The following is a 14,521-nucleotide window of genomic DNA, read 5'->3' on the forward strand; positions in this document are numbered from 1 at the left end:
GTATCGCGCTTTCCCTCATGGGTGCCGATCCCGACCACTCGATCGACGAGGAACGCTGGCTGACCTTCGGACGTTCAGCCAACGTTCGTCTGCTGGTGGTATCACACACCGACTGGGGCGATGCTGTCCGCATCATCAGCGCCCGTCCCTGCACCGCTGCGGAGCGGAAACTCTATGAAGAAGGCTGACGCAATGAAGGCCACGCTTCGTCCGGAATACAAATCGTCGGATTTCCTCGGCGGCTTGACGCGCGGAAAGTATGCGAAGCAGGCTGCAGCATCGAACATTATCGTGCTGGAACCGGAGGTAGCGGCCGCCTTCCCGGACAGCGCAGCGGTGAACGATGCGTTGCGTGCGCTGCTGAAGGTGGCGAAGCGCGCTGCGGCAGGAGCGCGGTAAGGGACCGACGCAAAACGAACAGGGGGCTTTGGATAGCTGTCCCCGGCACCGTTTTTGCGCACGCCTTCCTGGAACCCGCCCAGCCGTCGTGTCGGGGTAGCCCCTGGAGCGAAATCAAGGAGGAGGCAGCGGCCTGGCCGCTGCCGGGGGACATTCGCTCCAGAGGCTGCCCCGGCGCGGCGGCGTCGCCGAGGTTGCACAACGGGAATCGCGTCGCCGGGATAATTGTCCCCGGCACCGTTATTCGGTGCGGCTACATATTCTGGTAATTCGGCCCGCTGCCGCCTTCCGGCGTCACCCAGGTGATGTTCTCGTACGGGTCCTTGATGTCGCAGGTCTTGCAGTGCACGCAGTTGGCGGAATTGACCTGCAGGCGCAGGCCGTTTTCGTCCTTCACCATTTCGTACACGCCGACCGGGCAGAAGCGCGTGCAGGGATTGTCGAATTCCTTCACGCAGCGATCGACGCAGATGTTGGTGTCCAGCACGTGCAGGTGGACCGGCTGGTCTTCCTCGTGCTGGGTGGCGGCGAAATACACGCCCTGCAGGCGGTCGCGCGGCGGCAGCGTGCGCTCGACGTAGTCGCGCTTGGGTTCCTCGCATTCGCCCAGCTTGTGCAAGGTGGCCCAATCCGGTTTCCTGTTCTTCAGCGTCCACGGCGACAGCCCCGCGGTGGCGGTCTCCCAGCCGGCGTTGAACATCCCGAACCACAGCCCCTTCTTGAAGCCGGGCTTGATGTTGCGCACCTTGCGCAGCTCCCTCATCGCATCGGAGCCGCGCAGCTTGGCGTCGAAACCTTCGGTGGCGAGATGGGAGGCCACCAGATGCTCGGCGGCCAGCATGCCGCTGCGGAAGGCCTGGTGCGTCCCCTTGATCTTGGGCACGTTGAGCAGGCCGGCGCCGTCGCCGATCAACAGTGCGCCGGGCATTTCGCACTTGGGCAGGCTCTGGTAGCCGCCCGTCACGATCGCGCGGGCACCGGCCGACAGGATGCTGCCGCCTTCGAGCAGGGTCTTGAACAGCGGGTGGTTCTTCCACTGCTGGAAGGCTTCCCAGGGCTTGTACTCCGGGTCGGAGTAATCCAGCCCGCTGACATAGCCCAGCGCGATCCGGCCCTTGTCGAGGTGATAGACGAAGCCGCCGCCGTAGGTGTGGTTGTCGGCCGGCCAGCCGAAACTGTGGACGATCTTTCCGGGCGAGACGCGCTCTTCCGGCACCTGCCACAACTCCTTGATGCCGATCGAATAGCCCTGCGGATCGCAGTCCTTGTCTAGCGCGAATTTGCTGACCAGCCGCTTGGTCAGATGGCCGCGCGCGCCTTCGGCCAGCACCGTCACCTTGGCGTGGATGTCGATGCCGGGCGTGTAACCGGGTTTGTGCGAACCGTCCCTGGCCACGCCCATGTCGCCGATGCGCACGCCGACGACCTTGCCGCTTCCGTCGTAGAGCACGTCGGCGGCGGCGAAGCCCGGATAGATTTCCACACCCAGCGCCTCGGCCTGCGGCGCCATCCACGCGCACATCGCGCCGAGGCTGACGATCACGTTGCCGTGGTTGTTCATGCCCGGCGGGACGAACGGGAATTTGTGTCCGCCGGTCTTGTTCAGCAGCCAGAATTCATCGTCTTTGGCGTCGATGCAGATTGGCGGCGGCGCCTTGCGCCAGTCGGGCAGCAGGGCGTCCAGCGGGCCGGTCTCGATCACCGCGCCGGACAGGATCTGCGCGCCGATGGCGGAGGCTTTCTCGATCACGCACACGGTCAGCTCGGGGTTGAGCTGCTTGAGGCGGATGGCGAACGCGAGCCCCGCCGGCCCGGCGCCGACGGTGACGACGTCGTATTCCATCACGTCGCGTTCGATGGCGTCAGGGGCGGTGGTATTCATGGCGGTCTCCTCGGACAACGCGGGTGGAGCTGGCGATCAGCGGCGGGCAGGGATCCGGGCGTGCGTTTCGGTGGCCGCGGCGATGCCACGACCTTGCCTGCACGCCGCGCTCATGGGTGATGCTGGCGCTCGTGCGCCTGCCCGGTTTCCAGCGTCCAGCCGGAGACGTCGCGGGCCAGGCTGGAAAGCGCCTGTCCGAATGCCGCCGAGACCTGCGCGGCCTCGATTCCGGTGGCTGGCTGGACGATCCGGAAGCTGCGGCTGCCGACGATGGCCTGATCGGGCAGGTGCAGCAGCTTGGCGTTGAGCGAAATCGTGGCCGCAGGCGTGGTGTTGCCGGCGTAATCGGAACGGAAGTCGCGCAGGTCGAGCAGCAGGCGATAGCTGGCGGACGCGCCGCTGCCCTGGCGACTGACCGAGGCGATCTTGCCGCTGTCCTCCAGCGTGCGCATCAGGCTGGTTTCGATCATGGCGCCGGGGGTTTGCGCCCAGCGGCTGCCACGGTAGGCCTGCAGCTCGCCGGGAGTCGGGCTGACCATGATGCGCAGACCGTCGAGGGCCTGTGCGCCGGTAGGCCGGGCGATGTCCAGCGACCAGCCGACCGCGGGCCAGGCCGGGTCGGGCTGGATCTCCAGCACCGGGGCGTAGATCGTGGTCGGCTCCCTGGGCCCGCCGATGAGGCTGCTGCAGCCGCACAGCAGAACCATGGCGAGCAGGAGGGGGGCGTGGCGTCGATTGCGCGTCATTTCGGATCGAACTCCCTGGGCGCGTCGCGGCCGAGGATATAGCCGGCCGGATTGTTTTCCATGCGATCGGTGATGGTGTGCAACTCGCGCATGATGCTGCGCAATTCGGTCAGGGTGGGGGCGATCTGGCCCAGCCCGTCGTGGGTGAAGCTGCGCACGGCCGGGCGGTTTTCCGCAATCATCGCGTCGGCGTTGCCGGCAGCCGAGTCGAGCTTGGCGATCGTCGCGTCGAGCTGGTCCATCAGCGCGGGAAGCCGGCGCACCAGGTTCTGGTCGAGGCCCTCGATGGCGCCGTTGGTCGTGGCCAGGGTGGTCTTCAGGCTGGCGGTGGCATCGCGCGCGTTGACGATGAGCTCGGCGATGTTCTCGCGGTTCTGCGCCAGCGTGGTCGTGGTCTGGTCGATGTTGGCAAGGATCTCGCTGAAGCGGCGGATGTTTTCTTCGCTGGTCAGCTTGTCGAGCCGCGCGACCAGCCGGTTGGCGGTGTCGGCGATGTTCTGCAGCGCCGAGGGCGCCGCGCGGATGATCGGGTAGTCGTCTCCCGACAAGGCTTCCAGCATCGGGGCATCGGGCTTGCCGCCGCTGAGCAGGATGAACGGCACGCCGGTGATGCCCTGCTGCGACAGCCGCGCCGTGGTATCGACCTTGATCGGCGTGTTCTTGCGCAGCTTGAGGATGGCGATGACCTTGCGCGAATCCTTTTCGTCCAGACTCAGGCTCTCCACCGTGCCGACGGCCAGACCGTTGTACTGGACGCTGCTGCCTTCGGTCAGACCAGTCACGGCCTCGTCGAAGATGACCTCATAGCTGCGCCAGTCGCGGGACGTGGAGAATTTGGTGGCCCACAGGGTGAACAGCAGCAGGAAGACCACCGTCAGCACGGTGAACCCGCCGATCAATACGTAATTGGCCTTGGTTTCCATTCAGTGGGCCCTCGCTGGCTCCATGGTGCAACAAAACGCGGGACGCCGCCGCCCCGGCGCCGCGTGCGGTCTTCCGGTTTGCGGCCCGCTAGCCACGCGCCGCCCTGCCGCGCGGGCCGTTGAAGTATTCCTGCACCCACGGATGATCGAGTTTCTCGAGCTCGGCGACCGGCGCGATGGCAATCAGCTTGCGGTCGGCCAGCACCGCCACCCGGTCGCAGATCGTGTAGAGCGTGTCGAGGTCGTGGGTGATCAGGAACACGGTCAGGCGCAGCGCTTTCTGCAGCGTCAGGATCAGCTGGTCGAAGGCGGCCGCGCCGATCGGATCAAGGCCGGCGGTGGGTTCGTCGAGGAACAGCAGCGGCGGATCCAGTGCCAGCGCCCGCGCCAGTCCCGCGCGCTTGCGCATGCCGCCGGAAAGCTGCGAGGGCAGCTTGTCGATGGCGCCGGCCGGCAGTCCGGCGAGCTTGATCTTGAGCAGCGCCAGCTCGTAGCACAGCGAACCGTCGACCTCCGGATAATGCTCCTTGATCGGCACCTGCACGTTTTCGCCGACGGTGAGCGAGGAAAACAGCGCGCCGTCCTGGAACAGCACCCCGCTGTTGCGCTCGATGTGGCGGCGGACTTCCGGCTTCGGGCTGCGGGCGTCCACCCCGAGCACCTGGATCTCTCCGGCATCGGGCGTGCGCAGGCCGAGGATCGAACGCATCAACACCGACTTGCCGGTGCCCGAGCCGCCGACCACGCCGAGGATCTCGCCGCGGTGCACGTCGAGGTCGACCCCGTCGTGGACCACCTGCTCGCCGAAGCGGTTGACCAGCCCGCGGATGCGGATCAGCGCGGCATCGTCGACCACGACGCCATCGATGGTGCGGAAAACCGGGCCGTCGGTCATGCTCAGTAATCCATCTGCATGAACCAGAGGGCGGCGAAGGCGTCGATCACGATCACCATCGAGATCGTCTGCACCACGCTGGAGGTGGTGCGCTCGCCGAGCGATTGCGCGGTGCCTTGCGTCTGCAGTCCTTCGAGGCAGCCGATCAGGCCGATCACGAGGGCGAAGATCGGTGCCTTGACCATGCCGACGATGAAGTGCCGGAATTGCATCATTTCGGACATCCGCGCCATGTAGGCCGGCGCCGGAATGTCAAGGTTGAACGCGCCCACCGCCATGCCGCCGAGCAGGCCGGCGATCATCGCGATGAAGGTCAGCAGCGGCAGCATGGCCAGCAGCGCCAGCACGCGCGGGATCACCAGCAGGTCGATCGGGTCGAGGCCGAGCACGCGGATGGCGTCGACCTCCTCGTTGTTGACCATCATGCCGATCTGGGCGGTGAAGGCGCTGGCGGTGCGGCCGGCGAGCAGGATCGCGGTGAGCAGGACGCCGAACTCGCGCAGGAAGGCGGCGCTGACCAGCTCGACCACGAAGATGGTGGCGCCGAAATCCTTGAGCACCATCGCTCCGAGGAAGGCGATCACCGCGCCGACCATGAACGACAGCAGCGCGACCAGCGGCACCGCGTCGAGGCCGATCTGTTCCATGTGGTGCACGGTCGAGGTCAGGCGGAAGCGGCCGGGTTCCTTGAACAGGCGCAGGATCTTGACCAGGAACTCGCCGAAGAAGCTGACCAGCGCCATCACTTCGCCGGCGTTGTCGATCAGCCCGAAACCGATCCTTCCCAGCATCGCGCGCACGCCGTATTCGCGCTTGCCCTGCGGCCGGTCGTCGTGGACGTCTTCGATCGCATCCGCCAGTTGCTGCTGGTCGGGGCGGAAGCGCAGCGCTTCGTAGGGGATCTTGCGGGCATCGGCGAAGCGCAGCAGTTGCAGCACGCCCAGGGTGTCGATCCGCTCGCATTCGCGCGCGTCGATCGTCTTGACCTCGGCTGCGGTCTTGCCCAGCGCCGAACGCACCGCGCCCGAATAGCGCAGCGTCCAGCGCCCTCGCAGGCGCAGCGCGCCGCCCGCGTCGGTCTCGACGAAGTCGGCGGCGGGACGGTAGTGGCTGTCGTCGCTGGCCATGAGCCTGCAAGCTTACGCAAATGCGGCGACGCATGGGAATGCGGGGCAGCGCGTGGCATGCTTGGCGCCACGCCACCGCCCGCCGCCATGACCGAAGCGACCTACTCCGAGCGCATTGCCTTCGTCGAGGAACTGGCCTGGCACCTGCACGCCTACGGCACCACCGCCGAACGCATGGAAGGCGCGATCGAACTGGTTGCGCGGCGGCTGCAGGTGGATTGCCAGCCCTGGTCCAATCCGGCCGGAATCATCCTGTCCTTCCGCGACCCGGCCCGACCCTCGCGGCATACCGACGTCACCCGGATCGTGCGGCCGGGACTGGGCGACACCAACCTGCGCCGACTCTGCGCAGCCGATGCCATCGCCGAGGACGTGATCTCCGGCCGGATGGACATCGCGGCCGGTCGGGCCGCGCTGCGCGAGTTGGAACGGCCGGCTTCACCGCGCGCGCGGACCATCCTGGTCCTCGGCTTCCTGCTGGCGTCGGCGGCGGTCGCCGGACTGTTCCGGCTGCCCTGGCTGGACATCGGCGTTGCCGCCGTCAACGGGCTGCTGATCGGCCTGCTGCTGGTGGCCGCGCAATCGCGGCCACGCCTGCGCGAAGGCTTCGAGGCGCTGGCGGGGCTGCTGGCCGGCAGCATGGCGATCGTGGCCAGCCACTGGCTGGGTGCGCTGAATCTCAATACCGTGATCATCGCATCGCTGATCGTGCTGGTGCCGGGCATGACCCTCACCCTGGCGGCCAGCGAACTGGCCAATCGCCATCTGGTGTCCGGAACCGCCCGCTTCGCGGGCGCCCTGATGACGGTCGTCAACCTGACCATCGGCACGGCGATCGCGCTGGCGGTCGCCGGATATGCGGGAATCGAACCGCAGGTCCAGGCGCTGCGCCCGCAGCCGGAATGGGTGACCTGGTGCGCGCTGGCGCTGGGTGCCTATGCGTTCGCCGTGCTGTTCCAGGCACAACGCCGCGATTATCCGCTGGTGATGCTGGCGGCGGTTTGCGGATATCTGGTGTCGCGATTCGGCGGGGAATGGCTGGGCGCGTCGGTGGGCGTGTTTCTGGCGGCGCTGGCGACAACCGCGGCCGGGAATGCCTATGCGCGCGTCGCCAATCGTCCGGGTGCGCTGGTGCGTCTGCCGGGAATCATCATGCTGGTGCCCGGCAGCGTCGCCCTGCGCGGCGTCGTCTCCATGGTCCAGACGCAGAATCTCAACGTCGGCGAAACCGCGGCGATCGCGGTTTTCAGCACGCTGATGGCGCTGGTGGCGGGATTGGTGTTCGGCAATCTCCTGATCAGCGCGCGCCGCAATCTGTAAGGAATGACCTATGAAAATGCCGGCTTGCGCCGGCATTTTCCATCGCCGCGTTTGACGGATTCCGGATTACTTGATCTTGAATTCGTCGAGCTTGCGGCCGGCACCGGTCAGCGCCGCCAGCCAGCGCGGCTGGCGGCCGCGGCCGGACCAGGTTTCCTGCGCATTGGCCGGATTGCGATATTTCGGGGCGACCTTGCTGCCGGCGACCTTGGACTTGGCCTTGCGCGCGACTTTCCTTGCCGGAGCCGCGGCGTTGCCGCCCTTGCCATACAGCTCTTCGAAGGTCCAGCCAGCGGACTTCAGCAAACGGGCGACCGCCGCCTTGGTCTGCAGGGCCGGCTTGCGCTTGGCCAGGACGTTGCGACGCTTCTTGGCGCGCTGGATCAGCGCGTTCAGCTCCAGGCTGCTCATGCTTTCGATATTCACGGACATCGTTGCGGGTTCCTTGTTGTTTTCCGGGTTGATATTCCGGGTGGGTGGAAAATCCGCCGGGCGGACGGCCGGATGATAACCGGAAACTGCATGAATGAAAATGAAACCAAGCCCGTTCAAGCCACCGAAAGTTTCTCCAGCAGCGCACCGCGATCCAGGGTTTCCGATTCCGATTCCGCGCGCGAGCGATACTCGAAGGTGCCGGCGGTCAAACCGCGCGCGGATACCACGACCCGCTGCGGAATGCCGATCAGCTCGATATCCGCGAACATCGCTCCGGGACGCAGCCCGCGGTCGTCCAGCACGCAGTCGATTCCGGCCGCGTTCAATTCCGAATACAACGCTTCCGCGGCGGCCGCAATGTCCGGATCGGCCTTCGGGTTGATCACGCAGACCGCCACCTGCCACGGCGCCATCGCCGCGGGCCAGCGGATGCCGGCATCGTCGTGATTCTGTTCGATCGCCGCGGCCACGATCCGGGAGACGCCAATGCCGTAGCACCCCATCGCCGGATGGACCGGTTTGCCGCCCGCGTCCAGCACGGTGCAGCGCATCGCTTCCGAATACTTGCGGCCCAGCGCGAAAACATGCCCGACTTCGATGCCGCGGCACAGCCCCAACCGGCCCCTGCCGTCGGGCGAGGGATCGCCTTCGACCACGTTCCGGATATCCGCGGTTTCCGGTTCGGGCAGGTCGCGACCCCAATTCACGCCGGCGACGTGGAAACCGGGCCGGTTGGCGCCGATCACGAAATCGGCCATCGCCGCCACGCTGCGGTCGGCGATCACGCGAATGGGCTTGCGCGGATTCAGCGGACCGAGGAATCCAGGCTCGCTGCCGAGATATTCGAGGATTTCCGCCTCGGTGGCCAGCCGCGATTCGGCCATGCCGGACAGTTTGCCCAGCTTGATTTCATTGACGATGTGGTCGCCGCGCACCAGCGCCAGAACGAACTGCGGCGCGCCCTCGCCGTCGACACCCATCAGCGCGACCGATTTGGCGGTGCGCTGCAGCGGAATGCCGAGCAATGCGGCAACCTCCTCGCAGGTTTTCTGCGTCGGGGTTTCGACATCGCGCAGCGTTTCCGCGGCCGCGGGCCGGGCGCCGGGGGCAACCGCCTCCGCCAGTTCCACGTTGGCCGCATAATCGGAGGCATCGGAATAGGCGATGGAATCCTCGCCGGAATCGGCCAGCACGTGGAACTCGTGTGAAGCGCTGCCGCCGATCGCGCCGGTGTCGGCGGCCACCGCGCGGAATTTCAGCCCGAGCCGGTTGAAGATCCGCGAATACGCCTCGTACATGTTGCGGTACTCGGAGTGCAGGGAACCATCGTCGATGTGGAAGGAATAGGCGTCCTTCATGATGAATTCGCGCGCCCGCATCACGCCGAAACGCGGCCGGATCTCGTCGCGGAATTTGGTCGTCACCTGGTAGAAATTCACCGGCAACTGCCTGTAGCTGGCGATTTCCTGCCGGAAGAAATCGGTGACGGCTTCCTCGGCGGTCGGGGTGTAGCAGTATTCCTGCTCCTTGCGGTCGCGGATCTTGAGCAGCTGCGGCCCGAATTTCTTCCAGCGGCCGGTTTCCTCCCACAGCTCGCGCGGCTGGATCGACGGCATCGCCATCTCGATGGCGCCGGCCCGGTTCATTTCCTCGCGCACCACCGCTTCGACCTTGCGCAGCACGCGCAGGCCCAGCGGCGACCAGGTGTACAGGCCGGCGGCGAGCTTGCGGATCATTCCCGCGCGCAGCATCAGCTGGTGGCTGACGATTTCGGCGTCGGCGGGGGTTTCCTTTTCGGTATGAAGATGGAACTGCGACAGGCGCATGGCGTTTCGGCGTGGGGAAAACCGGCATTCTGCCATGCCGACGCGCACGCGATCCCGCGCAATCGCGGTTCGCGACGCTCAGTCGCCGCTGCCGCGCACTTCGATGCCCTCGCGCGGGGTCTTGCTGATGCGCTCGTAGTGCCGACCCTTGGGGGGATCCTGGGTGATCTGCAGGTTGCCGGCGTCGTCGCGCCAGCGGTACAGGGTATCGGCGCGGCGCGCCTGGATCGCGGCGGCTTCGGCCGCCGCTTCGCGCTGCTGGGCGCGGCGCGGCATTTCGCGGGTGAACCACCACCACGCGGCGACGGCCAGGGCCGCCGCGAGCAACACCGCCCCCAACGTCCTCATTACTGGCCGTCGGAAGGCGTGCAGTAGGCCTTGACGGCAGCCTGGTTCAGCTCGATCTGCGTCTTGCGCTCGTCGGCAGTGATGTTGCGGTCGGGCTTGCCGTCGCCGTTGGTGTCGATGCCAATCGCCTCGCTGCCCTGCAGCCGCGTCAGGTTGTTCCGCACGCCCTTGCACTGGGCGTTTTCCTCCGCGACCGGCGTGGCGGTCGGCGCCGGCGTGCCGGAATTGTTGACGTTGCGCACCGTGTACTGGCTTTCCGGGCGAACGTCGGTGTACTGGCTCACGCCGTTGGCGTCCTTGCGCTGGTAGATGCGCTGCTGGGCCAACAGCGGGGTTGCCACCAGGGCGATGCCGAGCGCCAGCGCCAGGGTTCGGAAGAGGGTCATGGGTGCTCTCCGGGGGAATGTCCGACGATTGCAGCACCGCGGCGGCGCCACTGCAAGTTTTTCGGCAAATCCGGTTTCCCCGGACCCTTGCCTCGGCGCCGGTCGCGGCGCGGTCCGCGCGCCGCCAGATCCGATCAATCGACCAGGTTGCGGCCGTGGTAGAGCTCTTCGATCTCGCGCTTGAGCCGCGCCTCGATCTTCATCCGTTCCTTGAACGAGAGGTTGCGCGCCTTTTCCTCGAACAGGTAATCGTCGAGGTCGAAATCCTTCACGTGCATCTTGGTGTGGAACAGGTTTTCCTGGTACACGTTGACGTCAATCATCTCGTAGCGGCTGCGGATGTTCTTGGCCAGGTAGTCCTGGATCGAATTGATCTTGTGGTCGATGAAATATTTCTTGCCGCGCACGTCGCGGGTAAAGCCGCGCACGCGGTAATCCATCACCACGATGTCCGACTCCAGCGACTCGATCAGGTAGTTCAGCGCCTTCAGCGGCGAAATCACGCCGCAGGTCGAGACGTCGATGTCGGCGCGGAAGGTGGCGATGCCGTTGTCCGGGTGGGTTTCCGGATAGGTGTGCACGGTGATGTGCGATTTGTCGAGGTGGGCGACCACCGCGTCCGAGATCACGCCCTTGGCGTCGGCCTTGTCGATCACCGGCTGCTCGGAGATCAGGATCGTCACCGAGGCGCCCTGCGGGTCGTAGTCCTGGCGGGCGACGTTGAGGATGTTGGCGCCGATGATCTCGGCCACGTCGGTCAGGATCTGGGTCAGACGATCGGCGTTGTATTCCTCGTCGATGTATTCGATGTAGCGCCGACGCTCGTCCTCCGACGCGGCGTAGCACACGTCGTAGATGTTGAAGCTCAGCGACTTGGTGAGGTTGTTGAAGCCTTGCAGCCTCAGGCGCGGCAACGGTTTGACCACGGCATCGGACCCGGTGGAAGGACGCAGACCGGCCATTATGCGACATGTCCGGCAGCGGGGCGCCATCCGCCCCTGGCGGTAGCGCTGGCCGCCGGTCGGGACAGGCGACCCGAGCCGAAAAGTTTGCCCGCCGTCACAGTTCCGCCTAAGCTTGGGCGGTTAGCCTCCAAGGTGCTTGCGCATGGGTGTCGAAGTCCTCAAGCCGGTGATGCCGCGCGTGTTCAATCCGCTTGCCGCGGACGCGCAGACCATCGACCGCTTCATCGCGCACTGCCACCGCCGCCGCTATCCGGCGCGCACCGACGTGTTCCACCCCGGCGACCCGGCCGACACGCTGTACTACATCATCTCCGGCTCGGTCAGCATCATCGCCACCGAAGACAACGACCGCGAGCTGGTGCTGGGCTATGGCGGTGCGGGCGAGTTCGTCGGCGAGATGGGCCTGTTCGTGGAAAGCGCGCACCGCGACGTCGCCCTGCGCACCCGCACGGCCTGCGAGCTGGCGGAGATCAGCTACGAACGCCTGCAGGCGCACATGCTGGCGCAGCCCGCCGACGCCTCGAAGCTGCTGTATTCGATCGGCGCGCAGATCAGCAAGCGCCTGCTCGACACCAGCCGCAAGGCCGGGCGGCTGGCCTTCCTCGACGTCTCCGACCGCATCTATCGCACCCTGTTCGACCTGGCGAAGGAGCCGGAGGCGATGAGCCATCCGATGGGCACCCAGCTGCGGGTGTCGCGCCAGGAGCTGGCGCGTCTGGTCGGCTGCTCGCGCGAGATGGCCGGGCGCGTGCTCAAGAAGCTGCAGGCCGACGGCAAGCTGCACGCGCGCGGCAAGACCGTGGTGGTGTACGGCACCCGTTGAGGCATGATGGGCCGATGAGCCACGCGTTCTCGCCCGCGCCCGACGCCGACATCGACCTGCGCAACGCGGTGCTGGCCGACGCCGACGACGTGGCCCGCCTGCTCGGCGAACTCGGCTATCCCTGCGACCTGCACGACGCGACCGACCGCATCGCCGCGATCCTCGCCAACGAACGCCAGGCGCTGGTGGTCGCCCGCCGCGACGGCGCCGTCTGCGGGCTGGTCGCGCTGGACTTCATGTACTACCTGCCGTTGGGCACCACCACCTGCCGCATCACCGCGCTGGTGGTGCTCGCCGATGCCCGCGGCTGCGGCGTCGGCCGCCGCCTGCTGCTGGACGCCGAACGCCGGGCCCGCGCCGGCGGCGCGGCCCGCATCGAACTGACCTCGGGCGCCCAGCGCAGCGAGGCCCACGTTTTCTACCGCGCCTGCGGCTATCGCGACAGCTCGGTGCGCTTCGTCAAGCCGCTCGGGGCGTCGTAGCGCAGCGCCCGCTCTGTTGCTGCTCAGCCCGGACGCCAGTCCCGGGTTTGTTCCTCGCCGCTGCAATTGACCCAGATCCTGATTTTTTCCGACAGCACGCTGGCGGTCACGGCCGATCCGGAACTGTCCGGCACACCGTCGAGCATATGGCCCCGGGCCTGCCTTGTGATGCGCTCCAGCGCGTCGAAATCCGTTCCAGCCGGGGAACCCAGGCTCGCGTAGGCCTGATCCATGGCCCGCTTCGCCGCACGCATGCAGGCGTTGTCGTTGCCACTGCCGGTCGTGGTCGCTGCGGTCGCGCTCCCGCCCGCATTTTCGGAACTTGAACAAGCCGTAGCGCCCATCGTCAACGTCAACGCGAACAGAATGAGCAGTGACTTCATTGGAATCTCCGGGGGACGACCGGGTTCGCCCTTTATACACGCCCAGAAGCAACGATTACGGCAGCGCATCCCCTGCCCGCCCCGGGCTGTCCCAGTGCAGGATCGGCGTGCCCGGCGGCAGCAGGCGGCGAAACAGCGCGACGCGGCGCGGCTTGGGATTGACCACGACCGGATGCGCGGCGGCCAGCAGCAGGGGCAGATCGGCGGTGGAATCGCTGTAGGCGAAAGCGATCGGCGGGGCGAAGCCGGCGTCGCGCAGCATCGCCATCTTCATCGCGTGGTGGCAGTGGCGGCGAATCACCATGCCGCCACAGCCCGGCCCGAGTTCGGTGCCGAGGATGGGCAGGTCGGCCTCGCCGGCGACGCGCTCCAGAATGGCGCGCGCCAGCTGCGGCGGCGCGCCGGTGGCGACCACCACGCGGTCGCCGGCGCGGCGGTGGCGATCCAGCGCGGCCAGCCCCGGCGCCAGCGCGCTGGCGCGCAGGGCGGCATCGCGTTCGATCACGTAGCGATCGATCAGCGCATCCAGCGCCGTCACGTCGCGCACGCCGAGCGTGCCGGCCCAGACGAAGGCGGACATCCCGAACCGGCGCGTGGGCAGGAAGGCCAGCATCGGGCCGGCCAGCGGCGCCAGCAGCAGCGCCAGCAGACCGCGCCACCACGCGCGCCCGATCAGCCAGCGATACAGGTGGGTGCCGGCGTCGCCGTCGCACAGGGTGTGGTCGAAATCGAACACCACCAGTGGCGCGTCGGTAGGCGGGGACGACGGCGCTACGTTCATGCAAACAGGTCGCGCAGCGCGACGCCCGGATCGGGCTGGCGCATGAAGGTTTCGCCGACCAGGAATGCGTGGACGCCGGCAGTGCGCATCCGGGCCACATCGGCGCGCGTCTTGATGCCGCTTTCGGTCACCAGCACGCGGTCGGCCGGCACCGCGTCCTTCAGCGCCAGCGTGGTGTCGAGCGACACCTCGAAGCTGCGCAGGTTGCGGTTGTTGATGCCGAGCAGCCGCGCCGGCACCGGCAGCGCGCGTTCGAGCTCGTCGAGGTCATGCACCTCGATCAGCGCATCCATGCCCAGCTCGGACGCGAGGAAAGCGAATTCAGACAGCTGCGCGTCGTCGAGTGCGGCGGCGATCAGCAGCACGCAGTCGGCGCCCAGCGCGCGCGCCTCGTACAGCTGCCAGGCATCGACGATGAAATCCTTGCGCAGCACCGGCAGCGCGCAGGCCGCGCGCGCCTGTTGCAGATACGCATCGCTGCCCTGGAAGAAATCCACGTCGGTCAGCACCGACAGGCAGGCCGCGCCGGCGGACGCATAGCTGCGCGCAATGTCAGCCGGATCGAAATCGGCGCGGATCACGCCCTGGCTCGGGCTGGCCTTCTTCACCTCGGCGATCACGCCCGCCTGCCCGATGGCGATCTTCGTCGCGATCGCATCGGCAAACCCGCGCGGCGGCGGCGCCTCGGCCATCCGCGCACGCAGCTCGGCAAGCGGCATCCGGGCCTGCCGTTCGGCGACCTCTTCGCGTTTGCGCGCAAGGATGCGCTGGAGCACGTCGTGCATCGTCATCGATCGCAG

The 14,521-nt window shown here is 67.1% G+C and carries 18 protein-coding genes; 5 read left to right on the top strand and 13 right to left on the bottom strand.

The window, feature by feature from the left end; translation table 11 throughout:
* Both Q0X16_RS11170 and Q0X16_RS11175 read left to right on the top strand, forming a co-directional pair.
* Window positions 1-188 (top strand): BrnT family toxin (locus Q0X16_RS11170; RefSeq protein WP_297834321.1); only part of this gene is annotated, 188 nt, incomplete at its 5' end.
* The gene (locus Q0X16_RS11175; protein WP_297834323.1) at window positions 175-399 is read left to right on the top strand and encodes a hypothetical protein; all 225 of its coding nucleotides are present in this window, start codon (window positions 175-177) and stop codon (window positions 397-399) included. The genes Q0X16_RS11170 and Q0X16_RS11175, both read left to right, overlap by 14 nt.
* Before the next feature lie 253 nt (window positions 400-652).
* Here Q0X16_RS11175 and Q0X16_RS11180 read toward each other — a convergent pair whose 3' ends face one another.
* From Q0X16_RS11180 to Q0X16_RS11200, 5 genes are all read right to left on the bottom strand, one after another.
* Window positions 653-2,281 (bottom strand): electron transfer flavoprotein-ubiquinone oxidoreductase, encoded by a 1,629-nt coding sequence (locus tag Q0X16_RS11180; protein WP_297834326.1) that lies wholly within the window; start codon window positions 2,279-2,281, stop codon window positions 653-655.
* Window positions 2,282-2,391: 110 nt separating this feature from the next.
* Window positions 2,392-3,027, bottom strand: a complete 636-nt coding sequence (locus Q0X16_RS11185; RefSeq protein WP_297834328.1) for an ABC-type transport auxiliary lipoprotein family protein — start codon at window positions 3,025-3,027, stop codon at window positions 2,392-2,394.
* On the bottom strand, window positions 3,024-3,950 hold the full coding sequence (locus Q0X16_RS11190) for an MlaD family protein (RefSeq protein WP_297834331.1): 927 nt from the start codon (window positions 3,948-3,950) through the stop codon (window positions 3,024-3,026). Before Q0X16_RS11190 ends, Q0X16_RS11185 begins: the two co-directional genes overlap by 4 nt.
* Window positions 3,951-4,038: 88 nt before the next feature.
* Entirely contained in the window at window positions 4,039-4,845 is an 807-nt protein-coding gene (locus Q0X16_RS11195; protein ID WP_297834334.1) for an ABC transporter ATP-binding protein, read from the bottom strand.
* 2 nt (window positions 4,846-4,847) lie between these two features.
* On the bottom strand, window positions 4,848-5,972 hold the full coding sequence (locus tag Q0X16_RS11200) for an ABC transporter permease (RefSeq protein WP_297834337.1): 1,125 nt from the start codon (window positions 5,970-5,972) through the stop codon (window positions 4,848-4,850).
* A 57-nt stretch (window positions 5,973-6,029) separates the two neighbouring features.
* Here Q0X16_RS11200 and Q0X16_RS11205 point away from each other — a divergent pair, with 57 nt between their 5' ends.
* Window positions 6,030-7,292: a threonine/serine exporter family protein gene (locus tag Q0X16_RS11205; RefSeq protein WP_297834340.1), complete on the top strand. Its 1,263-nt coding sequence runs from the start codon at window positions 6,030-6,032 to the stop codon at window positions 7,290-7,292.
* 66 nt (window positions 7,293-7,358) lie between these two features.
* Here Q0X16_RS11205 and Q0X16_RS11210 read toward each other — a convergent pair whose 3' ends face one another.
* The 5 genes from Q0X16_RS11210 to speD all read right to left on the bottom strand — a co-directional run bounded on the left by Q0X16_RS11210 (window position 7,359) and on the right by speD (window position 11,213).
* Window positions 7,359-7,724 (bottom strand): H-NS histone family protein, encoded by a 366-nt coding sequence (locus Q0X16_RS11210; RefSeq protein WP_297834343.1) that lies wholly within the window; start codon window positions 7,722-7,724, stop codon window positions 7,359-7,361.
* 116 nt (window positions 7,725-7,840) lie between these two features.
* On the bottom strand, window positions 7,841-9,553 hold the full coding sequence (locus tag Q0X16_RS11215; protein WP_297834346.1) for a proline--tRNA ligase: 1,713 nt from the start codon (window positions 9,551-9,553) through the stop codon (window positions 7,841-7,843).
* A gap of 78 nt (window positions 9,554-9,631) precedes the next feature.
* Entirely contained in the window at window positions 9,632-9,901 is a 270-nt protein-coding gene (locus Q0X16_RS11220; protein WP_297834347.1) for a DUF4124 domain-containing protein, read from the bottom strand.
* The gene (locus Q0X16_RS11225) at window positions 9,901-10,287 is read right to left on the bottom strand and encodes a DUF4124 domain-containing protein (RefSeq protein ID WP_297834350.1); all 387 of its coding nucleotides are present in this window, start codon (window positions 10,285-10,287) and stop codon (window positions 9,901-9,903) included. Before Q0X16_RS11225 ends, Q0X16_RS11220 begins: the two co-directional genes overlap by 1 nt.
* A gap of 134 nt (window positions 10,288-10,421) precedes the next feature.
* On the bottom strand, window positions 10,422-11,213 hold the full coding sequence (gene speD, locus Q0X16_RS11230; RefSeq protein WP_297834412.1) for an adenosylmethionine decarboxylase: 792 nt from the start codon (window positions 11,211-11,213) through the stop codon (window positions 10,422-10,424).
* A gap of 181 nt (window positions 11,214-11,394) precedes the next feature.
* Here speD and crp point away from each other — a divergent pair, with 181 nt between their 5' ends.
* Together crp and Q0X16_RS11240 are read left to right on the top strand one after the other, a co-directional pair.
* The gene (gene crp, locus Q0X16_RS11235) at window positions 11,395-12,075 is read left to right on the top strand and encodes a cAMP-activated global transcriptional regulator CRP (protein WP_297834352.1); all 681 of its coding nucleotides are present in this window, start codon (window positions 11,395-11,397) and stop codon (window positions 12,073-12,075) included.
* A gap of 14 nt (window positions 12,076-12,089) precedes the next feature.
* Entirely contained in the window at window positions 12,090-12,557 is a 468-nt protein-coding gene (locus Q0X16_RS11240; RefSeq protein ID WP_297834355.1) for a GNAT family N-acetyltransferase, read from the top strand.
* Between the two features lie 23 nt (window positions 12,558-12,580).
* Here the strand turns inward: Q0X16_RS11240 and Q0X16_RS11245 are convergent, their stop codons facing one another.
* From Q0X16_RS11245 to trpC, 3 genes are read right to left on the bottom strand one after another with little or no spacing between them, the layout of a single operon-like run.
* Window positions 12,581-12,940 (bottom strand): hypothetical protein, encoded by a 360-nt coding sequence (locus tag Q0X16_RS11245; protein ID WP_297834357.1) that lies wholly within the window; start codon window positions 12,938-12,940, stop codon window positions 12,581-12,583.
* A 55-nt stretch (window positions 12,941-12,995) separates the two neighbouring features.
* Window positions 12,996-13,721 carry a haloacid dehalogenase-like hydrolase gene (locus Q0X16_RS11250; RefSeq protein ID WP_297834359.1) on the bottom strand — a complete coding sequence of 242 codons (726 nt, stop codon included), beginning with the start codon at window positions 13,719-13,721 and terminating at the stop codon, window positions 12,996-12,998.
* The gene (gene trpC / locus Q0X16_RS11255; RefSeq protein ID WP_297834362.1) at window positions 13,718-14,506 is read right to left on the bottom strand and encodes an indole-3-glycerol phosphate synthase TrpC; all 789 of its coding nucleotides are present in this window, start codon (window positions 14,504-14,506) and stop codon (window positions 13,718-13,720) included. Before trpC ends, Q0X16_RS11250 begins: the two co-directional genes overlap by 4 nt.
* Window positions 14,507-14,521 lie beyond the last annotated feature (15 nt).

The sequence above is a fragment of the Thermomonas sp. genome, from assembly GCF_025993755.1.
Classification (GTDB): Bacteria; Pseudomonadota; Gammaproteobacteria; order Xanthomonadales; family Xanthomonadaceae; genus Thermomonas.

Coding starts and splice junctions, on each gene's coding strand:
- Q0X16_RS11175 (WP_297834323.1), top strand. CDS start 175: ATGAAGAAGGCTGACGCAATGAAGGCCACGCTTCGTCCGGAATACAAA.
- Q0X16_RS11180 (WP_297834326.1), bottom strand. CDS start 2,281: ATGAATACCACCGCCCCTGACGCCATCGAACGCGACGTGATGGAATAC.
- Q0X16_RS11185 (WP_297834328.1), bottom strand. CDS start 3,027: ATGACGCGCAATCGACGCCACGCCCCCCTCCTGCTCGCCATGGTTCTG.
- Q0X16_RS11190 (WP_297834331.1), bottom strand. CDS start 3,950: ATGGAAACCAAGGCCAATTACGTATTGATCGGCGGGTTCACCGTGCTG.
- Q0X16_RS11195 (WP_297834334.1), bottom strand. CDS start 4,845: ATGACCGACGGCCCGGTTTTCCGCACCATCGATGGCGTCGTGGTCGAC.
- Q0X16_RS11200 (WP_297834337.1), bottom strand. CDS start 5,972: ATGGCCAGCGACGACAGCCACTACCGTCCCGCCGCCGACTTCGTCGAG.
- Q0X16_RS11205 (WP_297834340.1), top strand. CDS start 6,030: ATGCTTGGCGCCACGCCACCGCCCGCCGCCATGACCGAAGCGACCTAC.
- Q0X16_RS11210 (WP_297834343.1), bottom strand. CDS start 7,724: ATGTCCGTGAATATCGAAAGCATGAGCAGCCTGGAGCTGAACGCGCTG.
- Q0X16_RS11215 (WP_297834346.1), bottom strand. CDS start 9,553: ATGCGCCTGTCGCAGTTCCATCTTCATACCGAAAAGGAAACCCCCGCC.
- Q0X16_RS11220 (WP_297834347.1), bottom strand. CDS start 9,901: ATGAGGACGTTGGGGGCGGTGTTGCTCGCGGCGGCCCTGGCCGTCGCC.
- Q0X16_RS11225 (WP_297834350.1), bottom strand. CDS start 10,287: ATGACCCTCTTCCGAACCCTGGCGCTGGCGCTCGGCATCGCCCTGGTG.
- crp (WP_297834352.1), top strand. CDS start 11,395: ATGGGTGTCGAAGTCCTCAAGCCGGTGATGCCGCGCGTGTTCAATCCG.
- Q0X16_RS11240 (WP_297834355.1), top strand. CDS start 12,090: ATGAGCCACGCGTTCTCGCCCGCGCCCGACGCCGACATCGACCTGCGC.
- Q0X16_RS11245 (WP_297834357.1), bottom strand. CDS start 12,940: ATGAAGTCACTGCTCATTCTGTTCGCGTTGACGTTGACGATGGGCGCT.
- Q0X16_RS11250 (WP_297834359.1), bottom strand. CDS start 13,721: ATGAACGTAGCGCCGTCGTCCCCGCCTACCGACGCGCCACTGGTGGTG.
- trpC (WP_297834362.1), bottom strand. CDS start 14,506: ATGCACGACGTGCTCCAGCGCATCCTTGCGCGCAAACGCGAAGAGGTC.